The following is a 25,848-nucleotide window of genomic DNA, read 5'->3' on the forward strand; positions in this document are numbered from 1 at the left end:
CCCGGCGGCTTAGTGGTCGGCTCCGCAAATCCTTCGGGGGTTGACTCCGGGGCCGGTGTTGTGCGCGAGACGTGGAAAGGGGGGTGCTCAGAAGATCACGGTGATCTTTCCTGCCAGGCTGCCTTGGCGGAGGCGTTCGTGTGCGGCTTGGATCTCTTGGAGGCCGAAGGTGGAGTGCACACGCAGCCGCAAGGAGCCGCGGTCGACGAGCTTGGTGAGTTCGTTCAGTCCCGCGCCGTCCTCACGCACCTGGTTGACGGTGGTACGCACATCGCGGGAGGACAGGTCGGGTACTGGACCTGCTTGGGTGGCGATCGACGCATACCGGCCGCCATCTGCCACTGTCTCGGTCACGAACGCCCCGAAGGTATCGAAGACCGCGTCATAGCCGCCGTCTTGAAGAGCGCGGCGGTCGGTGGTGACGAGGTCAGCACCGTGCTCGCGGGCGAAGGCGACCTGGGCATCCCGGGAGACCAGAGCGTCGACCTCGACGCCGCGCGCACGGGCGATCTGCAGCGCCAACCCGCCAACCGCACCCGCGGCACCGGCGATCAGCAGCCGCTCACCGGCCTTCACCGCAAGCCAGTCCAGGGTCTGCCAAGCCGTCAGTCCGGGAAGCGGCAAGGTGGCCGCCTCGGCCAGGCTGACCGTCTGCGGCGCAGGGGCGACGGCCTGTGCTGGAAGCGCGACCAGATCGGCCCAGGTCCCCCGGCCGGAGCCGAGCTGGTGCGACATGGCGATGACGCGTTCCCCAGGGCGCAGCCCACTGCTGCCGCCGTCGACCACGATGCCGGCCAGGTCCCAGCCAAGCGTCATCGGCAGAGGCGGCGTTCCTTCGCCGATGGCCCCTTCTCGCGTCTTGTCGTCGACGGGATTGATGCTGGTCGCGACAGTCCGGACCAGTACATCCCCGGTGCCTGGTTCAGGCTCGGGAGCATCGACGACGCCGAGGACGTCGGGGGTGCCGAAGCGATCGATCTGTATGGCGCGCACGAAAGGTCCTTTACACGACTGGTGCTGACGGGAAGATCAACACCTGAGGTGATCACGGGATTCCCGAGGGCTGGCCGCCGAGAGCGGGGTACGCCCGCACCTGGCAGGGCGAAGAGCTGGGCGATTCCTTCGCAAGGCGCACCGAGCACGGTCTGAACCGGTGGTCCAGGCCGTGCTCGGTGCGTGTTCCTGTGGCTCAGCCCGCTCAGCCCTCGCGTAGGGCCATGCGCAGGTGGGTGGCGAAGAGGTCGGGGGTCTCGACGAACCCGGTGTGGCCGCCGGGGAACGTCGTCGGCTCGGTGCCCAGCGACTGAGCGAGCGCGCGGGAGGTTCGGTCGCAGAGCTGTCCGGCGGAGTCGTCGCCGATGCCCACCAGGATGCGGGTGGCCGCCGCGCGCAGGGCTGCCGGGTCAGGCTGCCAGTAGGTGGAGGCACGCATCTCGTGCGCGAACCAGCGGCGCTCGTCCGCCACGTGCTGCGGCTCGCGCTCCCCGCCGAACATCTGCTCTATCAAGGGCTCGGGCATCGTGAGGTCGGCCTGGGCGAAGAACTTCTTCCATGCCCCCGTCACGTCGCCGGCGAGGTAGGTGGCGATGAGGTCCTCGGTTCCGGTGCGCAGTCGCTCTCGGTCCTTCAGGAGCTCGATCAGCGGTGGCTCGTGGGCGACGATGGTGTGCACCTGGTCGGGATGGGTCTGGGCGAGGGCCAGCACGCTGACGGCGCCGCCGCTGGAGCCCACTGCGACGGCTGGCCCCGCGCCGACGTGGGCGATCAGCCGGGACAGGTCGTCGGCGCGCAGTCGGGGTGTCGAGTCCTGGTCGGGGTCGTCGAGCTTGCTGCGGTTGATGCCGCGTGGGTCGGTGGTGAGCACCGTGTGGTCGGTGGCGAGCAGTTCGGCCAGCGGGGCGAAGGCCGCGGCGTCCATCGGGGCACCGGCCAGCACGATGAGAGGACCCTCGCCGCGCACTTCGTAGTGCAGGCGTGCGCCGGGCACCTTGAGCGAACCGACGGCAGCGGTGTCAGTGGGGTGAATGGTCATGCGTTCTCCGGATGAGGCGGTGATGAGGTCTGTCGATGAGTGAGACCCCCCGGATGGTGCGGACTCATCGCTCGCAGATCGCGGCCCGACTGCAAAAGCACGGGGCGGCGTCGCCAGGCGGACCAGCCGAGCCGGTGGGCAGCGTCGCGCGTGGGCCGGGCGACATGCGTCGTGGGCTCGCGGTCCACCGCCGCGTGTCTCCGGCTGGAGTATCAGGCCCCTCGGCCGTACGACGCGAACTCCTCGACCACCAGCTCCCGGAAGCGCCGTGCGGCCGCGGAGAGGTAGCCGTCGCGGCGCCAGGCGAGGGTCAGGGTGCGGTGGCAGTCGGGGTGGTCGACGTGCAGCCAGCCGACCGGGGCGTCGGTCACGGCGCCCTGCGCGGCGCGGGCCATGGCGGGCATCAGGCCGAGTCCGAGGCCGGCGCTGACCAGGAACTGGGTGGCCGCGGGCTCGTTGCCCTCGCAGGTGATGACCGGGGACAGCCCCTCCGTGGCGAACAGCCGGTCCAACAGGGTGCGTTGCCAGTGTCCGGGGCGCGGCGTAATGAACGGCTCGTCCGCCAGCTCGCGCACGGTGACCCGGGCCCGCGCGGCCAGCCGGTGGCCGGGCGGGACCGCGAGCAGCACCTCCTCGCGGGCCAGCTCCACACCGCACAGGGTCGGGTCTCGCAGCGGCTCGGAGGCGAGACAGAAGTCGACCTCGCGGGTGTGCAGCTGCTGCGCCATGAGCTCCGTCGAGGACTGGAAGAGCCGCAGCTCCGCCGAGGGGTGGGCGGCCCGGAAGGCGGCGAGTGGGCCGGCGACGGTCAGCAGCGTCTCCGCCGCCACCGCCACCCCGCCGTGGTCGAGGCCGGCGGCGTCGGCGAGCTCCCGGCGGGCGTCGTCGAGCTCCCCCAGGGCGCGGTCGACCCGGTGCAGGAAGGCGGCGCCGTAGCGGTTGAGCCGCACCCGGCGGCCCTGCCGGTCGAAGAGCGGGACGCCCAGCTCCGCCTCCAGGCGGGCGATGGTGCGGCTCACCGAGGGCTGGGCGACGCGCAGCTCCTCGGCGGCCCGGCTGATGTGCTCAAGACGCGCCACCGTCTGGAAGTAGCGCAACGACAGCAGGTCCACGCGGACACTCCTCCCCCGAGTCCCCGAAGCGGCGCCCCGAGACGCCGACTCATAACGCGAAAGGCATTCTTTCATGGCCGAATTGGTCTTTGAAGGCATGAGCGAAGACGCCTAGCGTCGGGGGCATGGCTGAACAACCCTTCGTCAGTTACGTCGAGTTGATCCTGGACAAGCTCGCCCGCGAGCCCGAACGCCCGGTGGTCGTCGCCGCCGACGGAGGACGCGTCTCGGCGGCGGAGTTCACGGACGACGTGCACGGCCTGGCCGCCGAGATGGCCGAGCGCGGCATCGGCCGCGGCTCCACCGTGGCCCTGCTGATCGGCAACCGGCCCGAGGCGCTCAGCGCCCGCTACGCGGCCAATCTGCTCGGCGCCAGGGTGGTGTTCCTCTACGAGGGCATGGCACCCGAGATACAGGCGCGGATCGTGGACAGCGTGGAGACGGCGCTGCTCGTCGTCGACCCGGATCTGGAGGAGCCGGCCCGCGCGCTCACCGCCGTGCTGCCCCGCCCGCCCGCCGAGCTGACCCTGCACGCCGACCACGCCGACCACGCCACCCGTCGCCCGCGCCGTGCCGGCCTGCGGGTGCCGGCCGCGGCCCGGCCCGAGGACGACTGGTGCATCCGGCACACCGGCGGCACCACCGGCATCCCCAAGGGCGTACCGATGACCCACGGGCCGTACGAGCGCGCGCTGCGGTCGATCGCGGTGGGATCGGGCGGGGGCGCGGGCGCGGCCGGGGGCGCGGCCGAGAGGACCGAGCGGGCGGCCGCCGTGGAGCCGCGGTTCCTGGCCTGCACCACCCTCGCCCACCTCGCCGGCCTCGTCGCCGACGGGACCCTGCTCGCCGGCGGCCGGGTGGTGCTTCGGCCCGGCTTCGACCCCGGCGACGTGCTCGCCGCCGTGGAGCGCGAACGGCTCACCGACCTGTGGCTGCTGCCGCCGCTGCTCTACCGGCTGCTCGACCACCCGGACATCGCCACCACCGACCTCTCCAGCCTGCGCCGGATCTCCTACGGCGGCTGCCCCGCCTCGGCGGCCCGGCTGCGGCAGGCGGCCGAGGTCTTCGGCCCCGTGCTCTACGGCTGGTACGGCCAGGCGGAGGCGGGCCTGATCACCGAGGTCGGCCCGGCGGAGCACGCGGTGACCGGCGGCGCCGGGCAGATCACGGTGGGCCGCGCGACGCCCGGAGTGGAGATCGCCGTACGGGACGAGACCGGCGCGGCGGTGGAGCCGGGCACGGTGGGCGAGATCTTCGTCCACACCCCGCAGACGATGACCGGCTACTGGAAGCAGCCGGAGCTCACCGCCGAGGTGCTCGGACCGGACGGCTGGGTCCGCACCGGAGACGCCGGCTACCTCGACGAGGACGGCTACCTCTTCCTCGTCGACCGGGTGAAGGACCTGATCATCGTGGTGGGCGGGCATGTCTACCCGGCCGAGCTGGAGGAGCTGCTGCTGACCCACCCCGCGGTGGCGCACTGCGCGGTCTTCGGGGTGCGGCGGGAGGACGAGAGCGAGGAGGTGCGCGCGGCGATCGTGCCGGTGCCCGGCGGCCTCGTCGACAGCGCGTCGGTCCGGGAGTTCGTCACGGCGCGCAAGGGCGCGATGTACGCCCCGAGCCGGGTGCACACCGTGGACCGCATCCCGCTGACGGCGGCGGGCAAGCCGGACAAGAAGCTGCTGCGGGCGCGCTTCGGCGGCTGACGGCGGACCGCGGGGGCACGGAGGAGCGGCGCCCGCGAGCTTCCCCCACCCGGGCTGAGTCGCCGGTGTCGCCGAACTCAGTCGCCGGTGTCGCCGTACTCAGTCGCCGGTGTCGCCGGAATCGACGCCGGTGTCGCCGGGATCGCCGGGCGTCGGGCAGCCCGTCGTCGCCGTCACCGCCGTCAGCAGCACCACCGAGTCCTGGACCGCCGTCAGCCCCTGCCGCTCCGGTGGCAGGCACTGCACCTGCCCGGCGATGAGGTCCTGCTGCCGGTCATGGGTCGTCAGCCGGACATGGCCGTGCAGCACCTGCAGGCTGGCGGCGGGCGGCGCGTTGTGCTCGTCGAGCGCGGTGCCGGAGACCAACGCGATCACGCTCTGCCGCAGCGGCCCGCTGTGCAGGAAGAGATGGGCGCTGCGGCCGTGCGGGTCCTCCTTGGCCTGGTCCAGGTGGCGGCGGGCGAGCGTGGGGAGGTCGTCCATGGCTTACCTCGGCTTGGCTGTTCGCTTCCGGACCGTCGGCGGCATGTCTCAATCGTCACCGGCTAGCGTGGAGCGCGCCAGTCGCGGACCGACGCAACGGAGGACTCGTGCCGGACTACCTGACCGTACTGACCACCACGGACAGCCCTGAGAAGGCCGAGGCGCTGGCGCGCGGGGCCGTGGAGGCGCGGGTGGCGGCGTGCGCGCAGATCAGCCAGCCGGTCACGTCCGTGTACCGGTGGCAGGGGATGGTGGAGACCGCCGCCGAGTGGCAGGTGCTGTTCAAGACGACGACGGAGCGGTACCCCGAGCTGGAGGCGTACGTCCGCCGGAACCACGACTACGACACGCCGGAGGTCATCGCCACACCCGTCACCCATGGCAGCGACGGGTACCTGGCGTGGGTGACGGCGGAGACGTCGCCGAAGTGACCCCGGCGCGGCCGGGCCGGAGTGGAGCGATCCGGCCCGGTGTGGAGCGATCCGGCCCGGTCACCGGTCGAGCGCGAGCACATCCGTGACGCCGTGCTCGCGCGGGCCGAGGAAGGTGGGGTCCGGCTTGAAGGTCGCGTCGAGCGCGGCCTTCCCCGCCGCGACGATCTCCCGCAACCCGCCGTACTGCCAGGTCGCGTCGTTGGGCTCGCCGACCCCGACCCCGTACGCGTCGACCCCCGCCGCCTCGCACAGCGCCAGCGCCCGGCGGATGTGGAAGCCCTGGCTCACCAGCACCGCCTTGCGCACCCCGAAGATCCGCTGGGCGCGCACACAGCTGTCCCAGGTGTCGAAGCCCGCGTAGTCGCTGACGATCCGCCGGTCCGGCACGCCGTGCTCGACGAGGTAGCTCCGCATCGCGCTCGGCTCGTCGTACTCCCGCCGGCTGTTGTCCCCGGTCACCAGCACCGCGCGGACCTTGCCCCGCCGGTACAGCTCCGCCGCCGCGTCCAGCCGGTGCGCGAGGTACGGCGTCGGCCGGCCGGTGTACAGCCCCGCCCCGAACACCACCGCCACCGGCGCCGACGGCACGTCCGCCACCGTGCGCACCCGGTCGTCCGTGCTCAGCCGCAACCAGGTCGCCGGCAGCAGCCCCAGCACGCAGACCAGCACCACCACCTGGAACGCCTGCCGCTGCCCCCGCCGCGTCCGCGGCCACCGCGGCCGTGTCCTCCGCACCCTCCGCAGCCCCGCCCGCACCCCGTCCCGCAGCGCCCCTGCCCCACCCACGCCTCGCACCCGCCCCTCCGGATCCGCCGATCACGTCATCCGGTGCGACGTCGGGAGCGCGGCCGCGGTTGCCTCAGGTGTTCGACCAGACACCGCCGCGCCCCCACTCACCTCTCTCGATAGCCTGAATCACGTACGTCACAGAACCCCCGGCGTCCGCGGCGTTCGCGGAACGCGCCAGACCGAGCAGGCAGGTGTCACCGACCGTGCCCCCGATACCCAAGGCAGAGCTGCACCTCCACATCGAGGGCACCCTGGAGCCGGAGCTGGCGTTCGCGCTGGCGGAGCGGAACGGGGTGGTGCTGCCGTACGCGACGGAGGACGAGCTGCGCGCGGCGTACTCGTTCGTCGACCTCCAGTCGTTCCTGGACCTCTACTACGCGCTGATGGCGGTGCTCCGCACCGAGCAGGACTTCGCGGACCTCGCCGACGCCTATCTCGCCCGCGCGCACCGGCAGGGGGTGCGGCACGCGGAGATCTTCTTCGACCCGCAGGCGCACACCTCGCGCGGGGTCGACATCGGCACGGTGATCGAGGGACTCTCGGGCGCGCTGGACGCCGCGGAGGAGACGTACGGCATCACCACCCGGCTGATCATGTGCTTCCTGCGGGACGAGAGCGCCGAGTCGGCCCTGGAGACCTTCGAGGCGGCGCGGCCGTACCTGGACCGGATCACGGCGGTGGGCCTGGACTCGGCGGAGGTCGGACACCCGCCGTCGAAGTTCCGCGAGGTGTACGCGCTGGCGCGGGAGGCCGGGCTGAAGTGCGTGGCGCACGCCGGGGAGGAGGGCCCGCCGGTGTACGTCTGGGAGGCGCTGGACGTGCTCAAGGTGGACCGGGTCGACCACGGGGTCCGCTGCCTGGAGGACGAGGCGCTGGTGGCCCGCCTGGTCGCGGAACAGGTTCCGCTGACGGTCTGTCCGCTCTCCAACGTACGGCTGCGGGTCTACGACCGGCTGGCCGACCACCCGCTGCGCGCCATGCTCGACGCCGGCCTGCTGGTCACGGTCAACTCCGACGACCCCGCCTACTTCGGCGGCTACGTCGACGACAACTTCACCGCCGTGCGGGACGCGCTCGCCCTGGACCAGGAGACCCTGCGCACCCTCGCCCGCAACTCCTTCCGCGCCGCCTTCCTGGAGGAGGACCTCCGCGCGGCGTACCTCAAGGAGGTCGACGAGCACCGCGGGTGAGCGACGACCACGCGAGCCGCGCACGGTGCGTTTGCCGTGCACGGCGCGTGGGTCGGGCACCGGGTGAGGCGCGCACGGTGGGTGGGTCGGGCACCGCGCGGGAGCCGGGCACCCCGGGTGAGGCGGCGACCGCGCGTGAGTCTGGCGCCGGGAGTGGATCGGGCACGGTGGGTGAGACGGGACCGCGCCTGTGTCGGGCACCCCCGAGTGAGGCGCGACGCGCGCGTGGGTCGAGCATCGCGCGCGAATGGCGTACCGGGAGTGAGCCACGCACCGCGTGAGCGCGCACCGCGCGTGAGCCGCCGGCCGTACGGCGACCGGGCCACCGCCAGCCCGCCAGCCCGCCAGCCCGCCAGCCCGCCAGCCCGCCAGCCCGCCAGCCCGCTGGCCGGCTGGCCCGGCCCGCGCCTCAGCGGCTCGGTCTCGCCCCTGTGAAGCGGGTGAAACCAAAGGTCATCCGCCCGCAACGGCGGGGCAACGCGACGCTGACAGGCTCGGCACATGACGCCCACTCTGCTCGCCGTCGCGCACGGCAGCCGCGACCCGGAAGCACTGCGGACCGTGACCCCGCTGCTGGAACGGGTCCGGCGGCTGCGGCCCGGCCTGCCGGTGCGGCTGGGGCACATCGAGCTCAACGAGCCGCTGCTCGGCGACGTCCTCGCCGGGCTGCGCGGCCAGGTCGTCCTCGTACCGCTGCTGCTGGGCCGGGGCCACCACGTCAAGGTCGACCTGCCGGCCGCGGCCCTCGCCGCCCCCCATCTGAGCGTGCGCGTCGCCGCCCCGCTCGGCCCCCACCCGCTCCTCGCCGAGGCCCTCGCCGCCCGGCTGGTCGAGGCCGGCTGGCCGCCGCTCGACCCATCGGCTCCCGACCCATCGGCTCTCGACTCGTGGGCCACCGACCCGTGGGCCCCCGACCTGTCGGCTCCCGAGCAGCCGAGCTCCGGCCGACCGATCCCCGCGCCGCCCCGCTCCGGTCGGCCGCTGCTCGGCCGGTCGCTGCTCGGTCCGGGCGCCGTGCTCGCCGCGCGCCCCGCGGACCTCGGCCACCCCGCCCGCCGCGCGGCGGACCCGCACCGCACCGGCGTCGTGCTCGCCGCGGCCGGCTCGCGGGACCGGCACTCGGCCGAGGACACCGGCCGCACGGCCGCCCTGCTCAGCGCGCGGCTCGGCGGGGTGCCGGTGCGGCCCGGCTACGCCTCCGCCACCGGACCCGGCGCACCCTCCGTCACCGAGGCGGTCGCCGCGCTGGCGGCGCGGGGGTGCCGGCGGGTCGCGGTCGCCGCGTACTTCACCGCCCCCGGCCGCTTCGCCGCCCAGTGCGCGGCGGAGGCCGCCGAGGCCGCCGCGGACCTCGGTATGTCCGTCTCCGCCGCGGCCGCCCCGCTCGGCGACCAACACGCCATGGCCCGCCTGGTGCTGCACCGGTACGAGCGGGCCCTCGCGTCTGCTCCGTTGTCACACCCGGCGGTTACTGTCGGTGTATGAACGGGACACCACCGACCGCACCCGACACCACGGACGCCATGGGTGCCATGGGCGCCCCCGACGTCCCGGGCTACCAGGCGTCAGACATCGAGCGGTGGGCCGTGGAGCCCGACAAGCGGCCCGGCCGCACCGCCTTCCAGCGTGACCGCGCCCGCGTGCTGCACTCCGCGGCGCTGCGCCGGCTGGCCGGGAAGACCCAGGTGGTCACGCCGGGCTCGGCGGCCCACTCCTGGGACGCCTCGCCGCGCACCCGGCTGACGCACTCGCTGGAGTGCGCCCAGGTGGGGCGGGAGCTGGGCGCCGCCCTCGGCTGCGACCCGGACCTGGTGGAGGTGGCCTGCCTCGCGCACGACCTCGGCCACCCGCCCTTCGGGCACAACGGCGAGCAGGCGCTGGACGAGGTCGCCGCGGACTGCGGCGGCTTCGAGGGGAACGCCCAGTCGCTGCGGCTGCTGGCCCGCCTCGAACCCAAGCGGTTCGTCGCCGACCCGGAGAGCGGCGAGCCGGTCAGCGTCGGCGTCAACCTCACCCGTGCCGCCCTGGACGCCGCCACCAAGTACCCCTGGCCGCGCGGTGGACATCCGACCGACCCCGCCTCCCGGAAGTTCGGGGTCTACGAGGACGACCTGCCGGTCTTCGCCTGGTTCCGGGAGGGCGCCCCCGGCCACCGCACCTGCTTCGAGGCGCAGGTCATGGACTGGTCCGACGACGTCGCCTACTCGGTGCACGACGTCGAGGACGGGCTGCACGCCGGCCACCTCGACCCGGCCTGCCTGCTGGCCGACCCCGAGCGGCGCGAGGTGTTCGCCGTCGCCGCCGCGCGGTACGCCCCCGGGGCCGACCCGCAGGAGCTCGCCGAGGCGCTGGACCGGCTGCTCGACCAGGAGTGGTGGCCGCACGGCTACGACGGCTCGGCGGTCGCCCAGGCCCGGCTCAAGGACGCCACCAGCCAGCTCATCGGCCGGTTCTGCCTGGCCGCCGAGACCGCCACCCGCGCGGCGTACGGCCCCGGCCGCCTGACCCGCTACCGCGCGGAGCTGGTGGTGCCGCGCGCCACCCGGCTGGAGTGCGCGGTGCTCAAGGCCGTGGCCGATCGCTATGTGATGCAGCGCGAGGACCAGGAGCTGCTCCGCGCCGAGCAGCGGGTGATCATCGCGGAGCTGGGCGAGGCGCTCATCGCCCGCGCCCCGGACGGGCTCGACCCGCAGTTCCGCGCGATCTTCAACCAGGCCGAGGCCGCGGGCGACGAGACGGCGCGGCTGCGTGCCGTCGTGGACCAGATCGCCGCCCTCACCGACGCCTCCGCCCGCTCCCTCCACGCCCGACTGGTGCGGCACCGACCGTGACCGCGGGCCGCACCCCACGGAAGTCCGTGAAAAGCCCCCGGAGAGTCGGCCGAGAGGGCTGGTGGGAGGCGTGATCGCTGGACCGTCCGGCGTACTGCCCCTTCCCGCATCCGGCTCGGTGCGGGACGCTCACCTAGGCGAAAAAGCGACCAGTAGGTAGCGACAAGCAGACGTCCTGCGTGGCGGCGAGGAGGCAGCAAGTGGTCGACGCAGACCAGACATTCGTCATCGTCGGTGGGGGCCTGGCCGGGGCCAAGGCCGCGGAGACCCTCCGCGAGGAGGGCTTCACCGGCCGGGTGATACTGATCTCCGACGAGCGCGACCACCCCTATGAGCGACCGCCGCTGTCCAAGGGCTTCCTGACCGGCAAGGACGACCGCGACAGCGTCTTCGTCCACGAGCCCGCCTGGTACGCGCAGGCCGACATCGAGCTGCACCTCGGCCAGCCCGCCGTCCGCCTCGACCGCGCCACCAGGGCCGTCATCCTCGGCGACGGCACCCGCGTCCCCTACGACCGGCTGCTGCTGGCCACCGGCGCCGAGCCGCGCCGGCTCGACATCCCCGGCACCGGCCTGGCCGGCGTCCACCACCTGCGCCGGCTGGCCCACGCCGAGCGGCTGCGCGGGGTGCTGACCGCCCTCGGCCGGGACAACGGCCAGCTGGTGATCGCCGGAGCCGGCTGGATCGGCCTGGAGGTCGCGGCCGCCGCCCGCGGCTACGGCGCCGAGGTCACCATCGTCGAGCCCGAGCCCACCCCGCTCCACCCGGTCCTCGGCCCCGAGCTCGGCACCCTCTTCGCCGACCTGCACCGCGAGCACGGCGTCCGCTTTCACTTCGGCGCCCGACTCACCGAGATCGTCGGCCAGGACGGCATGGTGCTGGCGGCCCAGACCGACGACGGCGAGGAGCACCCCGCCCACGCCGTCCTCGCCGCCATCGGCGCGGCGCCGCGCACCGCCCTCGCCGAGGCCGCGGGCCTTCAGGTGGTGGACCGGGCGCGCGGCGGAGGCATCGCCGTCGACGCCTCGCTGCGCACCTCCGACCCCGACATCTTCGCCGCCGGCGACGTGGCCGCCGCCGACCACCCGCTGCTGGACGTGCGGCTGCGCGTCGAGCACTGGGCCAACGCCCTCAACGGCGGCCCCGCCGCCGCCCGCGCCATGCTCGGCCAGGAGGTCTCCTACGACCGTGTGCCGTACTTCTTCTCCGACCAGTACGACGTCGGCATGGAGTACTCCGGCTACGCGCCGCCCGGCTCCTACGACCAGGTGGTGTGCCGCGGAGACGTCGGCAAGCGGGAGTTCATCGCCTTCTGGCTGCGCGAGGGCCGGCTGCTGGCCGGAATGAACGTGAACGTGTGGGACGTCACCGACTCCATCCAGCGGCTCATCCGCTCCGGCGCCCGGCTGGACCCGACGGCGCTCGCCGACCCGCAGACCCCGCTGGAGTCCCTGGTCGAGGGGTAGCGACGGGCGCCGTGGCGTCATCTCCCGGCGTGGGGCCCGGCTGTCACCGCCCCACCGTAGAATTCACCCGTGGCAGGCAGGATCAACGATGACGACGTGAGGGCCGTACGGGAAGCGATCCCGATCGACGCCGTCGTGTCCGAGTACCTCCAGCTCCGCAACGCCGGCGGTGGGAATCTGAAGGGCCTGTGCCCCTTCCACGACGAGAAGTCCCCGTCCTTCCAGGTCAGCCCCAGCAAGGGGCTCTTCTACTGCTTCGGCTGCACGGAGGGCGGGGACACCGTCGACTTCGTCATGAAGATCGACCACCTGTCGTTCACCGAGACCATCGAGCGGCTCGCCGCCCAGGCCGGCATCACGCTCCGCTACGAGCAGGGCAGCGCCACCCCCGGACGCCAGCAGGGCGAGCGCACCCGGTTCGTCGAGGCGCACAAGGCCGCCGCCCAGTTCTACGCCGAGCAGCTCGGCGGCGCCGAGGCCGAGATCGGCCGGGTCTTCCTCGCCCAGCGCGGCTTCGACCAGGCCGCGGCCGAACACTTCGGCGTCGGCTACAGCCCGGCCGGCTGGGACCACCTGGTCCGCTTCCTGCGCGGCCGCGGCTTCACCGACAAGGAGCTGATCGTCTCCGGGCTGGCCCAGGACGGCCGCCGCGGCCCCATCGACCGCTTCCGCGGCCGGCTGATGTGGCCGATCCGGGACATCACCGGCGAGGTGGTCGGCTTCGGCGCCCGCAAGCTGCGCGAGGACGACAACGGCCCCAAGTACCTGAACACCCCCGAGACGCCGATCTACAAGAAGTCGCACGTCCTGTACGGCATCGACCTCGCCAAGAAGGAGATCGCCAAGACCAGCCGGGCGGTCGTGGTCGAGGGCTATACCGACGTCATGGCCTGCCACCTGGCCGGCGTCACCACCGCCATCGCGACCTGCGGCACCGCCTTCGGCGGCGACCACATCAAGATCCTCCGCCGGCTGCTGATGGACAACTCCGGCGCGGAGGTCGTCTTCACCTTCGACGGCGACGCGGCCGGCCAGAAGGCCGCGCTGCGCGCCTTCGAGGACGACCAGAAGTTCGCCGCCGAGACCTCCATCGCGATCACGCCCGGCGGCATGGACCCCTGCGAGCTGCGCCTGGCGCAGGGGGACGAGGCCGTGACCGCCCTGGTCGACAGCCGCACCCCGCTCTTCGCCTTCGCCATCCGCCAGCTCGTCGGCCGACACAACCTGGACACGGCCGAGGGCCGGGCCGCCGCGCTGGACGAGGCCGCGCCGATCGTCGCCAACATCAAGAACCGGGCCATCCAGCATGAGTACGCGGTGACGTTGGCCGGAATGGTCGGCATCCTCGACACCCAGTTCGTGGTGCAGCGCGTCGCCCAGCTGGCCCGCTGGGCGCGCGAGCGCGGCGGGGCGCCCGGCCCCCAGTCCGGCCGGGCGAACCACCGCGCCGCCCCCGCCGCGCAGGCCCCCGCGCCGCCCGTCCCCCGTGGCCCGGCGCTCAATCTGCGCAGCCCCGCCCACCGGGTCGAGCGGGAGCTGCTCAAGCTCGCCCTCCAGCGCCCCGAGCTGGTCTCCCCGGCCTTCGACGCGTACGGCATCGACGAGTTCACCGCACCGCCGTACGCCGCGGTGCGCCGTGCCATCGAGGACGCCGGCGGCGCCGCGACGGCCGACGCCGACTACCTCGCCCGGGTCCGCGACGCCGCCCCGGACGACACCGTGCGGTCCATGGTCACCGAGCTCGCCGTCGAACCGCCGCACACCCGCCGCGACCCCGACGAGGCGTACGCCGGCGTGCAACTGGTCGCCGTGCGCCTCGCCGCCGTCAACCAACGGGTCGCCGAGGTCCGCGGCACCCTCCAGCGCCTCGGCCAGCACGGCGACCCCGCGCACCTGGCAGCCGTGCAGAACGAGCTGTGGGTCCTCCAGCAGTACGGCCAGTCACTCCGCGAGCGAGGCGCGGCCGCGCTCTGAGCGGTCTCTTTTCTGAGGGCTCGGTTCGCCTCCGGGCGCCCTGAGCGACTGCCGACGGTCGACCGTGCGCCCCTTTTTCCAGGGCTCGGTTCGCCTCCGGGCGCTGTAAGCGACTGCCGACGGTCGACCGTGCTCGACCACTCGTTCCTCGCGGCCTCCGCGCGCTCTCCCTTTCGGCAGCCGCGCGCCCTTCGGCTCACTCGCCGGTGCGTACGGGGCGGGACCGCGTCCGCAGCCGCGAAGGGGCGGCGCTGTTCCTTTCGGTGGCCGCGGGCTTTCGGCGACCGGGCGCCTTCGAGTACGTCCGTAATCGGTCGGTCACCGCCCGCTCGGCAAAAAGTGCTCGCACGCCCCTCGTGGCGGGCATGTGTCGTACTCCACACTGGGGAGCGGTGCCTGAGTCTTCGGAACGCGGCGGTGTCGGCGGTCGGGAAGGACCGGAAGCCCCCGCAGATCCGCTCACGATGTACGGGACGGATGGCGGCGCGGCCGCCGCAGCCGCGCCCGATCGCCCTGCCGTCTCAAGCGCGATCACCCTGGAGGTCGCCCTCGTGCAGACCCAGACCCTCACCGACGTGACGACGACGGACGTCACCACCGAGATCCCCGCCCATGTCGCGGCCCTCGCCACCGGCGGTGGCCCCGCGGACCCCGTCGTGCCGTCGCAGGGCATGCCCCCGCTCCATCCCGAGGCGGATCTGGGCGAGTCTCCGCCCCCGCCCGAGGCCCCCGAGCCCGCCGCCGTACGGGCGGACACCAGCGGCCCCTCCTCGGACCTCTTCCGCCAGTACCTGCGCGAGATCGGCCGCATCCCGCTGCTCTCCGCGGCCGAGGAGGTGGAGCTGGCGCGCCGGGTGGAGGCCGGGCTGTTCGCCGAGGAGAAGCTGGGCAGCACCCCGGACCTGGACAGCCAGCTCGCGCTCGATCTCGACAAGCTCGTGGTGCTGGGCCGGATGGCCAAGCGCCGTCTGATCGAGGCCAACCTGCGGCTGGTCGTCTCCGTCGCCAAGCGCTACGTCGGCCGCGGGCTGACCATGCTGGATCTGGTCCAGGAGGGCAACCTCGGCCTGATACGGGCCGTGGAGAAGTTCGACTACGCCCGCGGGTACAAGTTCTCCACCTACGCCACCTGGTGGATCCGCCAGGCCATGTCGCGCGCGCTGGCCGACCAGGCCCGGACGATCCGGGTCCCGGTGCACGTCGTCGAGCTGATCAACCGCGTGGTGCGGGTGCAGCGCCGGATGCTCCAGGAGCGCGGCTACGAGCCCCCGCCCGAGGAGGTCGCCGCCCACCTCGACCTTCCCCCCGAGCGGGTCAGCGAGGTGCTGCGGCTGGCTCAGGAGCCGGTCTCGCTGCACGCCCCCGTCGGCGAGGAGGACGATGTCGCCCTCGGCGACCTGATCGAGGACGGCGACGCCGCCTCCCCGGTCGAGTCCGCGGCCTTCCTGCTGCTCAGGGAGCACCTGGAGGCCGTCCTCTCCACGCTCGGCGAGCGCGAACGCAAGGTCGTCCAGCTCCGCTACGGCCTGGCCGACGGCCGCGCCCGCACCCTGGAGGAGATCGGCCGCATCTTCGGCGTCACGCGCGAGCGGATCCGCCAGATCGAGTCGAAGACCCTCAACAAGCTGCGCGAGCACGCCTTCGCGGACCAGTTGCGCGGATATCTGGACTGACCGCCCGGCGGGGGCGGTGGTGGTCCGCCGTCCTAGAGCGTGCGCGCCGGGTCGAAGGCACCCGGGTGGGTCTGTTCGCGGACGGCGACGTACTGCTGGCGGACGGCCTGGCCGACGGCGAGCTCCTCGCCCGGCTCGAAGACCTGGCTGGCCGCCGCGGGCCACATCGGCGGCTGGCGCGGGGAGAGGGTGCCGTGGTGGACGCCGAGGGCCCAGGCGGCCTGGCGGGCGGCTCCCAGGGCGGCGTAGTCGGCCGGCTGGGGGACGACGACCTGCGCGCCGAAGAGGGCGGGGGCGATCGCCCGGACGGCGGGGAGGTCGGCGGCCGGGCCGAGGAGGAAGACGCGGCGCACCTCCACCCCACGCCCGCGCAGCACGTCCAGCGCGTCCGCGAGCCCGCACAGCATGCCCTCGAAGGCGGCCCGCGCCAGGTGCTCCCGCTTCATGCTCTCGCGCCGCAGGCCGGCCAGCGTGCCGGCGGTGTGCGGGAGGTGCGGGGTGCGCTCGCCCTCCAGATAGGGGAGGAGGACCAGACCGTAGGAGCCGGGGGAGGAGGTGAGGGCGAGCTCGGAGAGGCCCTCCAGGTCGCAGCCGAGCAGCTCCGCGGTGCCACGCAGCGCCCGCACCGCGTTGAGGGTGTGCACCACCGGAAGGTGCATGCCGGTGGCGTCCGCGTACGAGGTGATGGTGCCGGTGGGGTCCGCGAGCGCCTCGTGGTGGACGGCGAAGACGGAGCCGGAGGCGCCGAGGGAGATCACCGCGTCGCCGATGCCGACGCCCAACCCGAAGGCCGCCGCCATCGTCTCGCCGGTGCCGGCGGAGATCAGCAGCCCCTCGGGGGTGTGGCCGGCGGGCTCGCAGGGGCCGATGACGTCGGGAAGCCGCACCCGGTGGCCCAGGGCCAGCTCCACCAGGTCGGGGCGGTAGCCGCCGGTCGCCGCCGACCAGAAGCCGGTGCCGGAGGCGGCGCCGCGGTCGGTGGTGCGCCGCACCGGGCGGCCCAGCAGCTGCCACACCAGCCAGTCGTGCGGCTGGAGCAGCTCGGCCACCCGGCGCGCCGACTCCGGCTCGGAGCGGGCCAGCCAGCGCAGCTTCGCCACGGCCAGGCCGGAGTGCGGCACCAGGCCGACGGCCTGCGCCCAGGCGGAGCGCCCGCCGAGCGCGTCGATCAGGTCGGCCGCGGCGGCCTGCGCCCGCTTGTCGTTGCCGGCCATCGCGGGGCGCACCAGCACCCCGCCGGCGTCCAGCGCCAGCAGCCCTTGCTGCTGCGCGGAGACGCCGATGGCCTGCACGCCCTCCAGCAGACCGCCCTCGGCGGCCTCCCCGAGGGAGAGCAGCCACACCTGCGGGTCCACATCGCTGCCGCCGGCCGGGTGCGGCGCGTACCCCTGCTTGAGTACGGCACCCGTGTCCGTGTCGCAGACGACGATGCGCGTGCTCTCCGACGAGCTGTCCAGACCGGCGACTATCCCCATAGCCCCAGATGATGCCCTATCGCCGCACTGCGGGCGTCCGGTATCGGCGTGGGGCGTCAGGTGTTGCTGGTGCCCCAGTCGTCGTCCTCCGGCGCCCGGTCCTCGCGCAGCGAGCGGACCCGGCTCGCCATGGAGTCCGGGAGCCGGTCCCCGACCCTGGAGCTCACCGTGTCGAACGCCTTGGAGGCGGCCTTGCGCCCGCTGAGCGCGGTGGCCTCGGCGGTGTTGCGCACCGCCGGATTCCGGGCGACCCGCTGCGCGGCTTTGCGCAGCTGCTCGTACCGCTCGCGGCCGGCGCGCGTGCCGAGCACGTACCCGACGGCCACTCCGGTGATGAACGTCAGCCGGTAGCGCATCCCACTGCCCTTCCCGTTGGACCTGGCCCCGTACCCGCCTACCCTCGGCCGCCGGAGATCACCCGTCGGACACGCGCAGGCCACCTCGGGGATACCGATTGGCGGAGCACCCCCCTGCTTGCGCTAATGTATGTCTCGCAGCGAGCGCGCGCCGTCCGGCTGGACCGGGTGGGGGCGTGATCGAGGCACACGGAGCAATCCCCTGTAGCTCAATTGGCAGAGCAGCCGGCTGTTAACCGGCAGGTTACTGGTTCGAGTCCAGTCGGGGGAGCTCGGTCCCCTGTAGCTCAATTGGCAGAGCATTCGGCTGTTAACCGGAGGGTTACTGGTTCGAGTCCAGTCGGGGGAGCAGCGGAAGAGGACCCCTTCGGGGGTCCTTTTTCATGTTCCGGCCCGCACGGGGGAGGACTACCAGGACGGTTTCCGACCGGTGCCGGCCCGGAACGCGGCCGGTTTCAGGCCCGGATTTCGGCCTCGGGAAATTTCCCGACCCACCGGGAACCGAACGTCGGTGATCGCAGTCCTCTAGGTTGGCAGTGCCGCTTACGGCGGCCCCCCGGGGCAACAGATCGTATGAGCGGCTATGCTGCGGCAGACGGCGCGCACAGATGTGCGCGACACGCCGCTACGGGGCGGTAGCTCAGCCGGTTAGAGCAGCGGACTCATAATCCGTCGGCCGTGGGTTCGAGTCCCACCCGCCCCACCACCCACTACGCGGGGAGAACCGTTTCTACCTGCGGAAACGTAAGAACGGGGGGCACCACTCCAAGGTGGTGCCCCCCGTTCATCCGTTCAGACCAAGATCCAGTGGACACACAGTGGACGCGGGGGCGATTCAGTGGACAGAAGCGCCCTCACGCCGCCTTCCGGCGCCCTTTCGGAGCCCGGAGACCGTGGCGGGACGCCGCCGGAGGCAAGCCGGTCGGTAGGGCCCATGCCTCGACGGTCGGGGACTCGGAGCGGGCGACCGTGAAGCGCGTGAGCGAGAAGTCGGCTCGCTGCTCCTCGAGGTAGCGGTCGTTGAAGTTCTCCACGCGCACCAGCTCCAGGTCGCTCGCGGAGCAGTGATCACGTACCCACTTCACCGCTCCGTTGGCGGCGTCGTCCTGACCCCGGCCGGTCAGGGTGATCATGCCGAGGAGGTCGGAGTCCGGTTGGGTCTGCGCTCCGACGGCCCAGGTGTCGCCTGACTGCCTGGCGCCGTGCGCGAAGAAGACGGCGATGTCGTTCTGCCAAGCTGCCTCGGGGATCGTCAGCGGGGTGCGCACCTGGAAGGGGACGTCGCGGGGGACGACGGCCATGACCGACTCTGCCTCGGCCCGCAGCATCTCGGGCAGCACGCTGGTGTACGTGTCGGAGGTGATCTGGCGCGAGGAGTGCCCCAGCTTCTCTTGGACGACCTTGATGTCGTGCCCGGCGAGCAGGGACAGGGTGGCGGCGAGGTGGCGCAGGTCGTGGAGGCGGACCGGCGGCAGGCCGGACAGCTCGACCAGGCGGGTGAAGCGTCGGGATATCCAGTCGGGGTGCAGCGCCTCGCCGTTCTCGTGCGTCCACACCCGGCCGCTCTCGATGTAGGCGTCTCCCCACTCCTGGCGCTGCTTCTCCTGCTTCGCGCGAAAGGCGGCGAGGTTGTCCGCAGACTCCAGGCTCAGGGACAGGGTGCGAACGCTGTCGGCCTTTGGCGCTTCTCCGTAGAGCTCGTACGCCACCTCGACGATCTGCTGGGAGATCCGTAGCCACAGGGCATCGAGGCTGACCTCCGTCCAGGGTAGGGCGGCCATCTCGCCGCGGCGGGGGCCGAGGAAGATGAAGCTGTGCCACAGCTCGTAGAGCCAATCGTCCTTGACGAAGTCGAGGAATTGGCCGGTCAGCTCCGGTGTCCAGACCATGACCGGGCCGGGCTTCTCGCCGGTGCGCTTCCAGTGCTCGATGCGCTCGGGAGTCCAGACGAGCGGCTTGGGTCGAGTGACTGGCGGCAGCTCCACGAGCTGAGCCCAGTTCCTCTGGAAGAGCTGTTCGCGCTTGATGCCCCAGGACAGCGCCGAGCTGAGGGTGTCGTTGATGCGGTGCATGGTGGCTGCGGAGGTGACCTTCCGCAGCCCCTTCTTTCCCTCGCGCAGCTCTGCGTTGGCGTCGAGAAAGGCCCGGCGCGCGGCGCGGCGCTCCTCCTTCTTGGCATAGCCCGCCGTCTTCACCCAGGCCCGGTGCGCGGCGTCGCGCTTCTTCTGGAGCTCGTCGACATGCAGCCGGTGGAGGATCCGCTGGGCGTTCTCTTTCTCGATCGCGTCGTACATCTTGTCGAGGTGCCGAACCTTGAGGTCACGACACTTGATGTGTCCGAGGTGTGGGAGGAGGTAGTTGTTGATGTGCTCCTCGTAGCCGTGGCGGGTCGTACGGGCCAGGGACTTCTTCGCCTTGATCCACCGGAGGAAGAAGTCGCCGCACTTCTCATCGGACAGCACGTCGCCGCCGGCCATGGCGGCGTCGTAGATCTCCCTGGCCTTCTTCTTGGCGTCTTCCAACTTGGCGAAGCCGCCGCGGCGTACCCGCTGGCGGGTGCCGCCCTCGGCTGGTTCGAGCTCGAAGTAGAAGTTCCAGGTGCCGTGCCCCTTGCCTAGCTTGGGGCACGTCGTGCCGATGGAGCCGACCTTGGGGTTGCCGTCGGCGTCGAGGACGGGGTTGCCCTTCTTGTCCTTGAGTGGTCCCTTGCACTGGCACCGCCTGTAGTAGCTCGGCTCGAACATCCGACACTGCTCCCTGTTGACTGTCGCTTGGATCACAGCCAGCCGTTCGTGTGCGTACGTGTCCGTACGTGTCTGGCGTGATCTCTCTCGATCTTGCTGGGGCTGTCGGACAGCGTTGTAAAGTTGCTGACAAGTTGGCGCGGGGGAGATTGCGACCAACGAGATGACTGCTCAGGAAGCGGGCGGACAGGCTTCGGCCGGAGCGATGGGTCTGGAGGAGCTGCTGGCTCTTCCGGCCACGGTCAACGTGACAACTGCCGGGCGTGCTCTGGGAATCGGCCGAGACAAGGCGTACGAGCTGATCCGCAATGGGAAGTTCCCTGTTCGGACGCTCCCGCTAGGCGGCACAGTCCGGGTACCAACGGTGGAGCTGTGGAAGGTCCTCGGCATCGAGCAGCGCCGGGACGCGGGGGTGAGTACGTGATCGACGGAGGCGGCGCGTGATCTTGGGGTGTTTGTTGGGTTTCCAACAATGTGACCTATCTTCGGTAAACTAGTTCACTAAAGGGGGTCGGTAGGAGGGGCGAGGAGATGCCGAGGCTGTACGGCTTTGAAGACATGGCGTACCGGCGGGTGCGCGAGAGCGAGGCGGAGGGCATTCGTGCTGCCGCCTCGCGGCGGTTGCTCAAGCAGCCCTATCCCGCCATCACGGAGTGGATGAACGCCGAGGGGTACCGCACGACGCGCGGTGGCCTGTGGAAGCCAGACGTCCTGGCAAACGTGCTCGATCACCCGGCCATTGCCGGCCTGGAGGAAGACGAGAACCGCAACCTCGTCGAAACGGGCGGCCCCGCGATCATCCCTCGGGAGGACTTCGAGGCCATCCGCGCCATGCGCCCCGTCCACGACCCCGACAAGCAGCGGGCGCCACAGCGCGAGTACCTGATTCCGGGTCTGATGGGTACCTGCGGGCTGTGCACGACCTCGCTGGGCTCCTCTCCCTCGAACCGCGGCAGCCGCGGTTACCGGTGTGCGCCCAGCACAGCTCAGCATCCGGGCGGGTGCGGCAAGGTCCGCATCAATGCTGACCTGTTGGAGACGTACGTTGCTGAGCACGTGCTGGCAGAGTTGGCCAAGCCGGACGTCAGCGCGCTGATTGGTCAGGCGCGAGATGAACTGCTGGCCCAGGCTGCCCTCTTGCGTAAGGAGGCGGCAGCCGCGCGCCGTCGGCAGAAGAAGCTGGGCGTGGACTACGGGCGTTCGCCGGACATGTCGCTCAAGGCGTTCAGGGCAGCCGACAAGGAACTCACGCAGCTGATCCGCGAGAGCGAGACGAAGGCTCGTCTCCTGGAGCAGGTCAAGCATGTGCCGGTGGGTGACATCCCTGACCTCGTGCGCTGGTGGAAGCACGCGCCGATGAGGGCGAAGAAGGGTGTCTTGGTTCTCATGCTGGAGAAGGTGGCTGTGTACCCGGCCGCGTCCAGAGGCTCTCGCACGGTGGACGCGGACCGGGTGGCACTGCATTGGCGGCAGTGGGGCGCGGAGGCTGAGGAGTTGTCCGCCTAAACTGCGCTGCCGGCGCCTTTGGGGCTGATGTTGTAGCCGATGGTGGCCAGCGCGAGACCGGTGGCCACACAGATGATGGAGAGCCCCGCCAAGGCGGGGCTGACGGCGTTTTCGACAGACAGCGGCCACGCGTGCCCGGTCCGGTCAGCGATGATGTACGCGCTACGGCTGAGCGCATGGGCTACGCCGAAGATGCCCCCGGCTGCAGCGATGGACAGTCCGGTTGCGGCTGCGCGTCGTTGCTGCCAGGCCGCAATGGCCAGCCCGGTAGAAAAGGCGCCGATTTCCAGCCCGGCCACGGCTGTGAAGCCGAGGTAGGTGAGCAGGTACAGCCAGACGTCGGATCTACGCGCGTAGGTCGCGGACAGCTCAGTGTGCGCGGTGTCGGCCATGTGGAACTCCCAGATCATCGCCGCGACAACACAGCACACGGCGATGATGCGCACCGCGACTCCCGCCTGCACGTGGCTTCTTGAGTGCGTCCAGTCCACGATCATGACTTGGAGGCATGCCCAGAAGATCACTGCGGCGAGGTCCGAGGCGAGGGAGGAGACCTCGTTGAGGTCCATGAGTCGGTCAATGGCTTCGGCGACTGTGGGGATCGCCAGGAGTGAGCCGATGAAGCAGGCTGCGAACGCCGACATTCGGGCCCTATGGGCGATTTGATAGACCGCTTGATTGCGACGCTTACGGGTGTAGTGCAGGCGTATCGCCGCGCTTACGGCTGTGACAAGGGCACAGACGCCGTAGATGAGGCCGTCCAAGAGGTTCAACGTCCTTCCAGATCATCCGCTGCCCTCTCAGCGGCTTCGTGCAGGCTCAGCAGGCGGCGCGGCCGGCCCTCACGGGGCTGGTCGACGCCGGGGGGAGGTGGGGGGATCGTGGGGACCTCTTCGGGTAGTCCCCTGCGACCACGGATCTCCCGGAGCTTCGAACTGATTTCAAGAATGTCCTGCACCTCAAGACCCTGCATTAAACGCAGGACTTCGCGGGCTTCTGGGCGCTCCTGGTACACGGACAGGGCTGCGAGGTCGTCCCACTCCGGTCCTGGGAGCAGGAACGCGGCCGGGGCGTCGAGTGCCTGTGCAAGCGCGATGAGTGTAGACGATCTGGGGTTGCTACTGGTGCCGTTCATCAGGCTGTTGACGGTGCCGTGCGACAGCAGGGGCTTGCGCTGTCCCACGGGGGTCGTTGCATCTGAGACGTCCCTGGCGCTGGGCGTGAACCCGTCCGGATCGCGGCGTAGTCGCAGCAGGGCGAGCAACTTTGAGGCCAGGCTCATGAGTTGACGCCGGTCAGTGGTGTCTGTCATGTCCGCCTTCTCTGGCCGTGCCGTATGCTGCCGCAGGTGACTGGCCGGTAACAATCGTCCCTGCCTCTACGATACCTCGCAGCTCGGAGGGGTTATAGGGTTTGTTGGACAGTTTCCCCGGGGGAGCCGGCGGGCGAACTGCGGGCGTCACGCGCTCCGTTGCCTGCCTCTTGGTGGGCTGTCGAGGAAGTCGCATCTGGGCGGGCGAAGGCGGCGCGCTTGCCGTTCACGGGAGGAATCGCATGTCCGAAATCGACGAGCGGCGGATCGCTGAACTGGCCAAGCAGCCCCCGTGTTTGCTTCGAGGTGGGACGGGCGTCTCGACCCGCCAGGAGGCCCGAAAGCTGCTGGAGTGGCAGGCTGGTATGCGCGGCCGGGAGCCAGACGACGGCCTGCAAGAGGATGGGTGCTGTTGAGTCACAGGGTGACCAGCGCCCAGATAGGTGACATTTTTGAGATGCTGCTGTACGTTTTGACGTGCCGGGCGGGTACAGCAGCCGCAGGAGCCCGTACGGCAGCGTCGCGCGAGCGGCGTCCTTCCCTACTCCTCGCCGGGCGGCCGACCCCCCCGCGCCCCGCCCGGCGAGGAGTCGGCCGTCCGGTGCGGCCGTCGGGGTGCGTGACGGGAGTCAGCCCGCCGTGACCGCTTGGTCGTGGCGGGCTCTCTCATGTCCGCAGCCAGAAAAGGGAATTCAGAAATGCAGTGAATTCCCTTTTAGAATTCCTCTGAAATAAAAGAGTTCTGAACTTGCTTTGGCGGTATTCGCCATTAAGATATAAGCGTAAGAACAAAGGGGAAAACCCAAACGGAATTCACGAAAGGCGCGGGGAAATGGCTGACAACAAGGTCGAGTTCATCAACATCAAGGTCAGCGAGATTGCTCCCAACCCGGAGCAGCCGAGGAAGTTCTTCTCGGAGGAGGCGCAGGATGAGCTGACCAACAGCATCAGGGAGAACGGCCTCCTCCAGCCGGTCGTCGTCCGGCCGGTCGAGGGCGCCAAGGTCCCTTACATGCTGATCGCGGGCGAGCGGCGCTGGCGGTCCTGCCAGGCGGCCGGCCTGGAGGTCATCCCGGCGAAGGTCGTCGAGGGTGCCACCGAGGAGGAGGCGTACGTCCTCAGCATCGCTGAGAACGTCAACCGGGCGGACATGACCATCATGGAGGAGGCTGGTGCGTACGCCGACCTCAAGGCTGCCGGATGGACCCCGGCGAAGATCGCCAAGCAGTTCGGCAAGACGGAGACGCACATCACTTGGCGGCTGGGCCTGCTCACCCTGCGCCCCGAGGTGGCCGAGATGGTCGACCAGGGGCAGATAAAGAACAACCTCGCCTGGCACATCGCCCAGCTCAACCCGGCGAACCAGATGGTGGCCGCCATGCGGTACGTGCGCGGCGACTTCGACAGCGAGGCCGAGGCGCAGCACTTCGCCAACGGCCTCAAGATGATGGAGCAGCAGACCTCCCTCACCAACGAGAAGGCGCCGACGGCCGAGGAGCAGGAGAAGCAGAAGAAGGCCAAGGCCAAGGCGAAGGACGGACTCGGCAAGGCGGAGGAGGTCCTGATCCCGCTGCTGGAAGAGTTGGCGGAGAAGAAGCCGGAGGACCTGGCCGTCATCCTCGGTGACGACCTCGCCCGCCACCTGCGGGTCGTCGGCCGCCTGTACGCCAAGGTGCAGATGGTGCGGAACCTGCTGAGCAAGGCGCAGGGCATCCAGCGGGCCATGGCCGAGGAGTTCAACAAGGCGGCCGTTGAGGTCCAGCAGGAGGCCACGGCTGCGAAGAAGGCCGAGGTGGCGGCCAAGCCCGAGGCGAAGGCCGAGAAGCCGGAGGCGAAGGCGGCGGACGAGCCGCAGTCCACAGCGAAGAAGGCGGCGGCCAAGCCCGGCCCGAAGCCCGCGGCGCGCACGGCCGCGGGCGCGAAGGCCCCGGCGCGCCGGACGCCCACCAAGAAGGCGGAAGCGGCAGGAAAGTAGACCGGAGGGGCGCGGCGGCGGCCGCGCCCCTGTTCTCCTGTGGGTTTGGGTGAGTGGGCGCGGCCGGAATTCCGGCCGCGCCTCTTTCCACTTGAGTCCCTGTCCAAATTGCAACCCGTTTCTGCCCGAGCCGGGCGCGCGGGGGGACTCTCCCTACGCGCCCGGTGCCGCTCAGACCCCCAAGATCCGAGCGGGCGGCATCATCGGTCACCGGGGCCGCCGGCGGCGACGCCGACGCACCCCGGCATCTGAGCACCATGAAAGGAATGGCTACGTGCTCACTCTGTTCACCAACCGGTTCCAGGCGTTTCAACGCCCGCAAGGGGTGCCGGTACGCATCACCCTGGGCGCTCCCCGCTTCAAACTCCCCTACTCCCTCACCCACTCGGTGCGGGAGCTTGCGCCGCGTCGGGACTACCTCTCCCAGCCTGAGCCCGAGTTCACGGCGGCCTACCGGGCCGACCTCGACCAGCTCGGGCCCGACCGGATCGCCGCGCGGCTGCGGCAGATCACGCAGGCCGAGGGTGATCACCGACTGGTGCTGCTCTGCTTCGAGGACCTGGCCAAGCCGGGTCTGTGGTGCCACCGCCGCGTGTTCGCCGCCTGGTGGAAGGGCGTCACGGGAGACGAGGTGCGGGAGCTGTCCCCGATGGATCAGCAGGGCACCTTGATCTGAGCGTCGGAAGCGCGCTCTAAAGATAGGTGACATGATTCCAAGGAGCTGCCTGCTCCTTGTGTAAGGTTCCAGCGCAGCGCCCGGCCCGGCACCCCGAGGCCGGGCGCTGTCGTT

Annotated in this window: 22 protein-coding genes and 3 tRNA genes; 15 read left to right on the forward strand and 10 right to left on the reverse strand. The window is 71.3% G+C overall.

What is annotated here, in order from left to right; translation table 11 throughout:
- Positions 1-87 precede the first annotated feature (87 nt).
- The 3 genes from CD790_RS14945 to CD790_RS14955 all read right to left on the reverse strand — a co-directional run bounded on the left by CD790_RS14945 (position 88) and on the right by CD790_RS14955 (position 3,144).
- Positions 88-993, reverse strand: a complete 906-nt coding sequence (locus tag CD790_RS14945; RefSeq protein WP_144383688.1) for an NADP-dependent oxidoreductase — start codon at positions 991-993, stop codon at positions 88-90.
- Positions 994-1,198: 205 nt separating this feature from the next.
- Positions 1,199-2,032 carry an alpha/beta fold hydrolase gene (locus CD790_RS14950; protein ID WP_186319022.1) on the reverse strand — a complete coding sequence of 278 codons (834 nt, stop codon included), beginning with the start codon at positions 2,030-2,032 and terminating at the stop codon, positions 1,199-1,201.
- 212 nt (positions 2,033-2,244) lie between these two features.
- The gene (locus tag CD790_RS14955) at positions 2,245-3,144 is read right to left on the reverse strand and encodes a LysR family transcriptional regulator (protein WP_144383689.1); all 900 of its coding nucleotides are present in this window, start codon (positions 3,142-3,144) and stop codon (positions 2,245-2,247) included.
- Between the two features lie 125 nt (positions 3,145-3,269).
- Here CD790_RS14955 and CD790_RS14960 point away from each other — a divergent pair, with 125 nt between their 5' ends.
- Positions 3,270-4,850 (forward strand): AMP-binding protein, encoded by a 1,581-nt coding sequence (locus tag CD790_RS14960; protein ID WP_144383690.1) that lies wholly within the window; start codon positions 3,270-3,272, stop codon positions 4,848-4,850.
- Between the two features lie 99 nt (positions 4,851-4,949).
- Here the strand turns inward: CD790_RS14960 and CD790_RS14965 are convergent, their stop codons facing one another.
- On the reverse strand, positions 4,950-5,333 hold the full coding sequence (locus tag CD790_RS14965) for a cupin (RefSeq protein ID WP_144383691.1): 384 nt from the start codon (positions 5,331-5,333) through the stop codon (positions 4,950-4,952).
- A 107-nt stretch (positions 5,334-5,440) separates the two neighbouring features.
- On the opposite strand from CD790_RS14965, the gene cutA reads away from it, so the two are divergent.
- Positions 5,441-5,764 carry a divalent-cation tolerance protein CutA gene (cutA, locus tag CD790_RS14970; RefSeq protein WP_144383692.1) on the forward strand — a complete coding sequence of 108 codons (324 nt, stop codon included), beginning with the start codon at positions 5,441-5,443 and terminating at the stop codon, positions 5,762-5,764.
- A 60-nt stretch (positions 5,765-5,824) separates the two neighbouring features.
- Here the strand turns inward: cutA and CD790_RS14975 are convergent, their stop codons facing one another.
- Positions 5,825-6,511 (reverse strand): vancomycin high temperature exclusion protein, encoded by a 687-nt coding sequence (locus CD790_RS14975; RefSeq protein ID WP_144383805.1) that lies wholly within the window; start codon positions 6,509-6,511, stop codon positions 5,825-5,827.
- A 248-nt stretch (positions 6,512-6,759) separates the two neighbouring features.
- Between CD790_RS14975 and CD790_RS14980 the strand changes: the two genes are divergently transcribed.
- The 6 genes from CD790_RS14980 to CD790_RS15005 all read left to right on the forward strand — a co-directional run bounded on the left by CD790_RS14980 (position 6,760) and on the right by CD790_RS15005 (position 15,690).
- Entirely contained in the window at positions 6,760-7,746 is a 987-nt protein-coding gene (locus tag CD790_RS14980) for an adenosine deaminase (protein ID WP_144383693.1), read from the forward strand.
- Between the two features lie 501 nt (positions 7,747-8,247).
- Entirely contained in the window at positions 8,248-9,231 is a 984-nt protein-coding gene (locus CD790_RS14985) for a sirohydrochlorin chelatase (RefSeq protein ID WP_260867584.1), read from the forward strand.
- 38 nt (positions 9,232-9,269) lie between these two features.
- Entirely contained in the window at positions 9,270-10,577 is a 1,308-nt protein-coding gene (locus CD790_RS14990; protein WP_144383807.1) for a deoxyguanosinetriphosphate triphosphohydrolase, read from the forward strand.
- A 200-nt stretch (positions 10,578-10,777) separates the two neighbouring features.
- On the forward strand, positions 10,778-12,043 hold the full coding sequence (locus tag CD790_RS14995) for an NAD(P)/FAD-dependent oxidoreductase (RefSeq protein WP_144383694.1): 1,266 nt from the start codon (positions 10,778-10,780) through the stop codon (positions 12,041-12,043).
- 69 nt (positions 12,044-12,112) lie between these two features.
- Positions 12,113-14,017, forward strand: coding sequence for a DNA primase (dnaG, locus tag CD790_RS15000; RefSeq protein WP_144383695.1), 1,905 nt, complete (start codon positions 12,113-12,115; stop codon positions 14,015-14,017).
- A 392-nt stretch (positions 14,018-14,409) separates the two neighbouring features.
- On the forward strand, positions 14,410-15,690 hold the full coding sequence (locus tag CD790_RS15005; protein ID WP_144383696.1) for an RNA polymerase sigma factor: 1,281 nt from the start codon (positions 14,410-14,412) through the stop codon (positions 15,688-15,690).
- A gap of 32 nt (positions 15,691-15,722) precedes the next feature.
- Here the strand turns inward: CD790_RS15005 and CD790_RS15010 are convergent, their stop codons facing one another.
- Positions 15,723-17,165, reverse strand: a complete 1,443-nt coding sequence (locus CD790_RS15010) for an FGGY family carbohydrate kinase (RefSeq protein WP_144383697.1) — start codon at positions 17,163-17,165, stop codon at positions 15,723-15,725.
- 56 nt (positions 17,166-17,221) lie between these two features.
- Positions 17,222-17,521 carry a YtxH domain-containing protein gene (locus CD790_RS15015; protein ID WP_144383698.1) on the reverse strand — a complete coding sequence of 100 codons (300 nt, stop codon included), beginning with the start codon at positions 17,519-17,521 and terminating at the stop codon, positions 17,222-17,224.
- 198 nt (positions 17,522-17,719) lie between these two features.
- Between CD790_RS15015 and CD790_RS15020 the strand changes: the two genes are divergently transcribed.
- The 3 genes from CD790_RS15020 to CD790_RS15030 all read left to right on the forward strand — a co-directional run bounded on the left by CD790_RS15020 (position 17,720) and on the right by CD790_RS15030 (position 18,227).
- Positions 17,720-17,792: transfer RNA gene (locus tag CD790_RS15020), tRNA-Asn, on the forward strand.
- Between the two features lie 5 nt (positions 17,793-17,797).
- Positions 17,798-17,870, forward strand: a tRNA-Asn gene (locus CD790_RS15025).
- 280 nt (positions 17,871-18,150) lie between these two features.
- A tRNA-Ile gene (locus CD790_RS15030) sits at positions 18,151-18,227 on the forward strand.
- 148 nt (positions 18,228-18,375) lie between these two features.
- Here CD790_RS15030 and CD790_RS15035 read toward each other — a convergent pair.
- Positions 18,376-20,265, reverse strand: a complete 1,890-nt coding sequence (locus tag CD790_RS15035; RefSeq protein WP_144383699.1) for a site-specific integrase — start codon at positions 20,263-20,265, stop codon at positions 18,376-18,378.
- A 163-nt stretch (positions 20,266-20,428) separates the two neighbouring features.
- Between CD790_RS15035 and CD790_RS15040 the strand changes: the two genes are divergently transcribed.
- Both CD790_RS15040 and CD790_RS15045 read left to right on the forward strand, forming a co-directional pair.
- Positions 20,429-20,689 carry a DNA-binding protein gene (locus tag CD790_RS15040; RefSeq protein ID WP_234334774.1) on the forward strand — a complete coding sequence of 87 codons (261 nt, stop codon included), beginning with the start codon at positions 20,429-20,431 and terminating at the stop codon, positions 20,687-20,689.
- A 107-nt stretch (positions 20,690-20,796) separates the two neighbouring features.
- Positions 20,797-21,771, forward strand: coding sequence for a recombinase family protein (locus CD790_RS15045; RefSeq protein ID WP_055550285.1), 975 nt, complete (start codon positions 20,797-20,799; stop codon positions 21,769-21,771).
- Here the strand turns inward: CD790_RS15045 and CD790_RS15050 are convergent.
- Together CD790_RS15050 and CD790_RS15055 are read right to left on the reverse strand one after the other, a co-directional pair.
- Positions 21,768-22,535, reverse strand: a complete 768-nt coding sequence (locus CD790_RS15050; protein WP_144383700.1) for a hypothetical protein — start codon at positions 22,533-22,535, stop codon at positions 21,768-21,770. The genes CD790_RS15045 and CD790_RS15050 overlap by 4 nt on opposite strands.
- Before the next feature lie 5 nt (positions 22,536-22,540).
- Positions 22,541-23,083 (reverse strand): hypothetical protein, encoded by a 543-nt coding sequence (locus CD790_RS15055; RefSeq protein WP_144383701.1) that lies wholly within the window; start codon positions 23,081-23,083, stop codon positions 22,541-22,543.
- Between the two features lie 832 nt (positions 23,084-23,915).
- On the opposite strand from CD790_RS15055, the gene CD790_RS15060 reads away from it, so the two are divergent.
- Complete coding sequence (locus CD790_RS15060; protein WP_055550291.1) at positions 23,916-25,058, forward strand: ParB/RepB/Spo0J family partition protein; 1,143 nt, start codon at positions 23,916-23,918, stop codon at positions 25,056-25,058.
- Positions 25,059-25,332: 274 nt separating this feature from the next.
- Positions 25,333-25,734 carry a DUF488 family protein gene (locus CD790_RS15065; RefSeq protein ID WP_144383702.1) on the forward strand — a complete coding sequence of 134 codons (402 nt, stop codon included), beginning with the start codon at positions 25,333-25,335 and terminating at the stop codon, positions 25,732-25,734.
- Positions 25,735-25,848 lie beyond the last annotated feature (114 nt).

The organism is Streptomyces sp. SAJ15, from assembly GCF_007595705.1.
GTDB lineage: Bacteria > Actinomycetota > Actinomycetes > Streptomycetales > Streptomycetaceae > Streptomyces.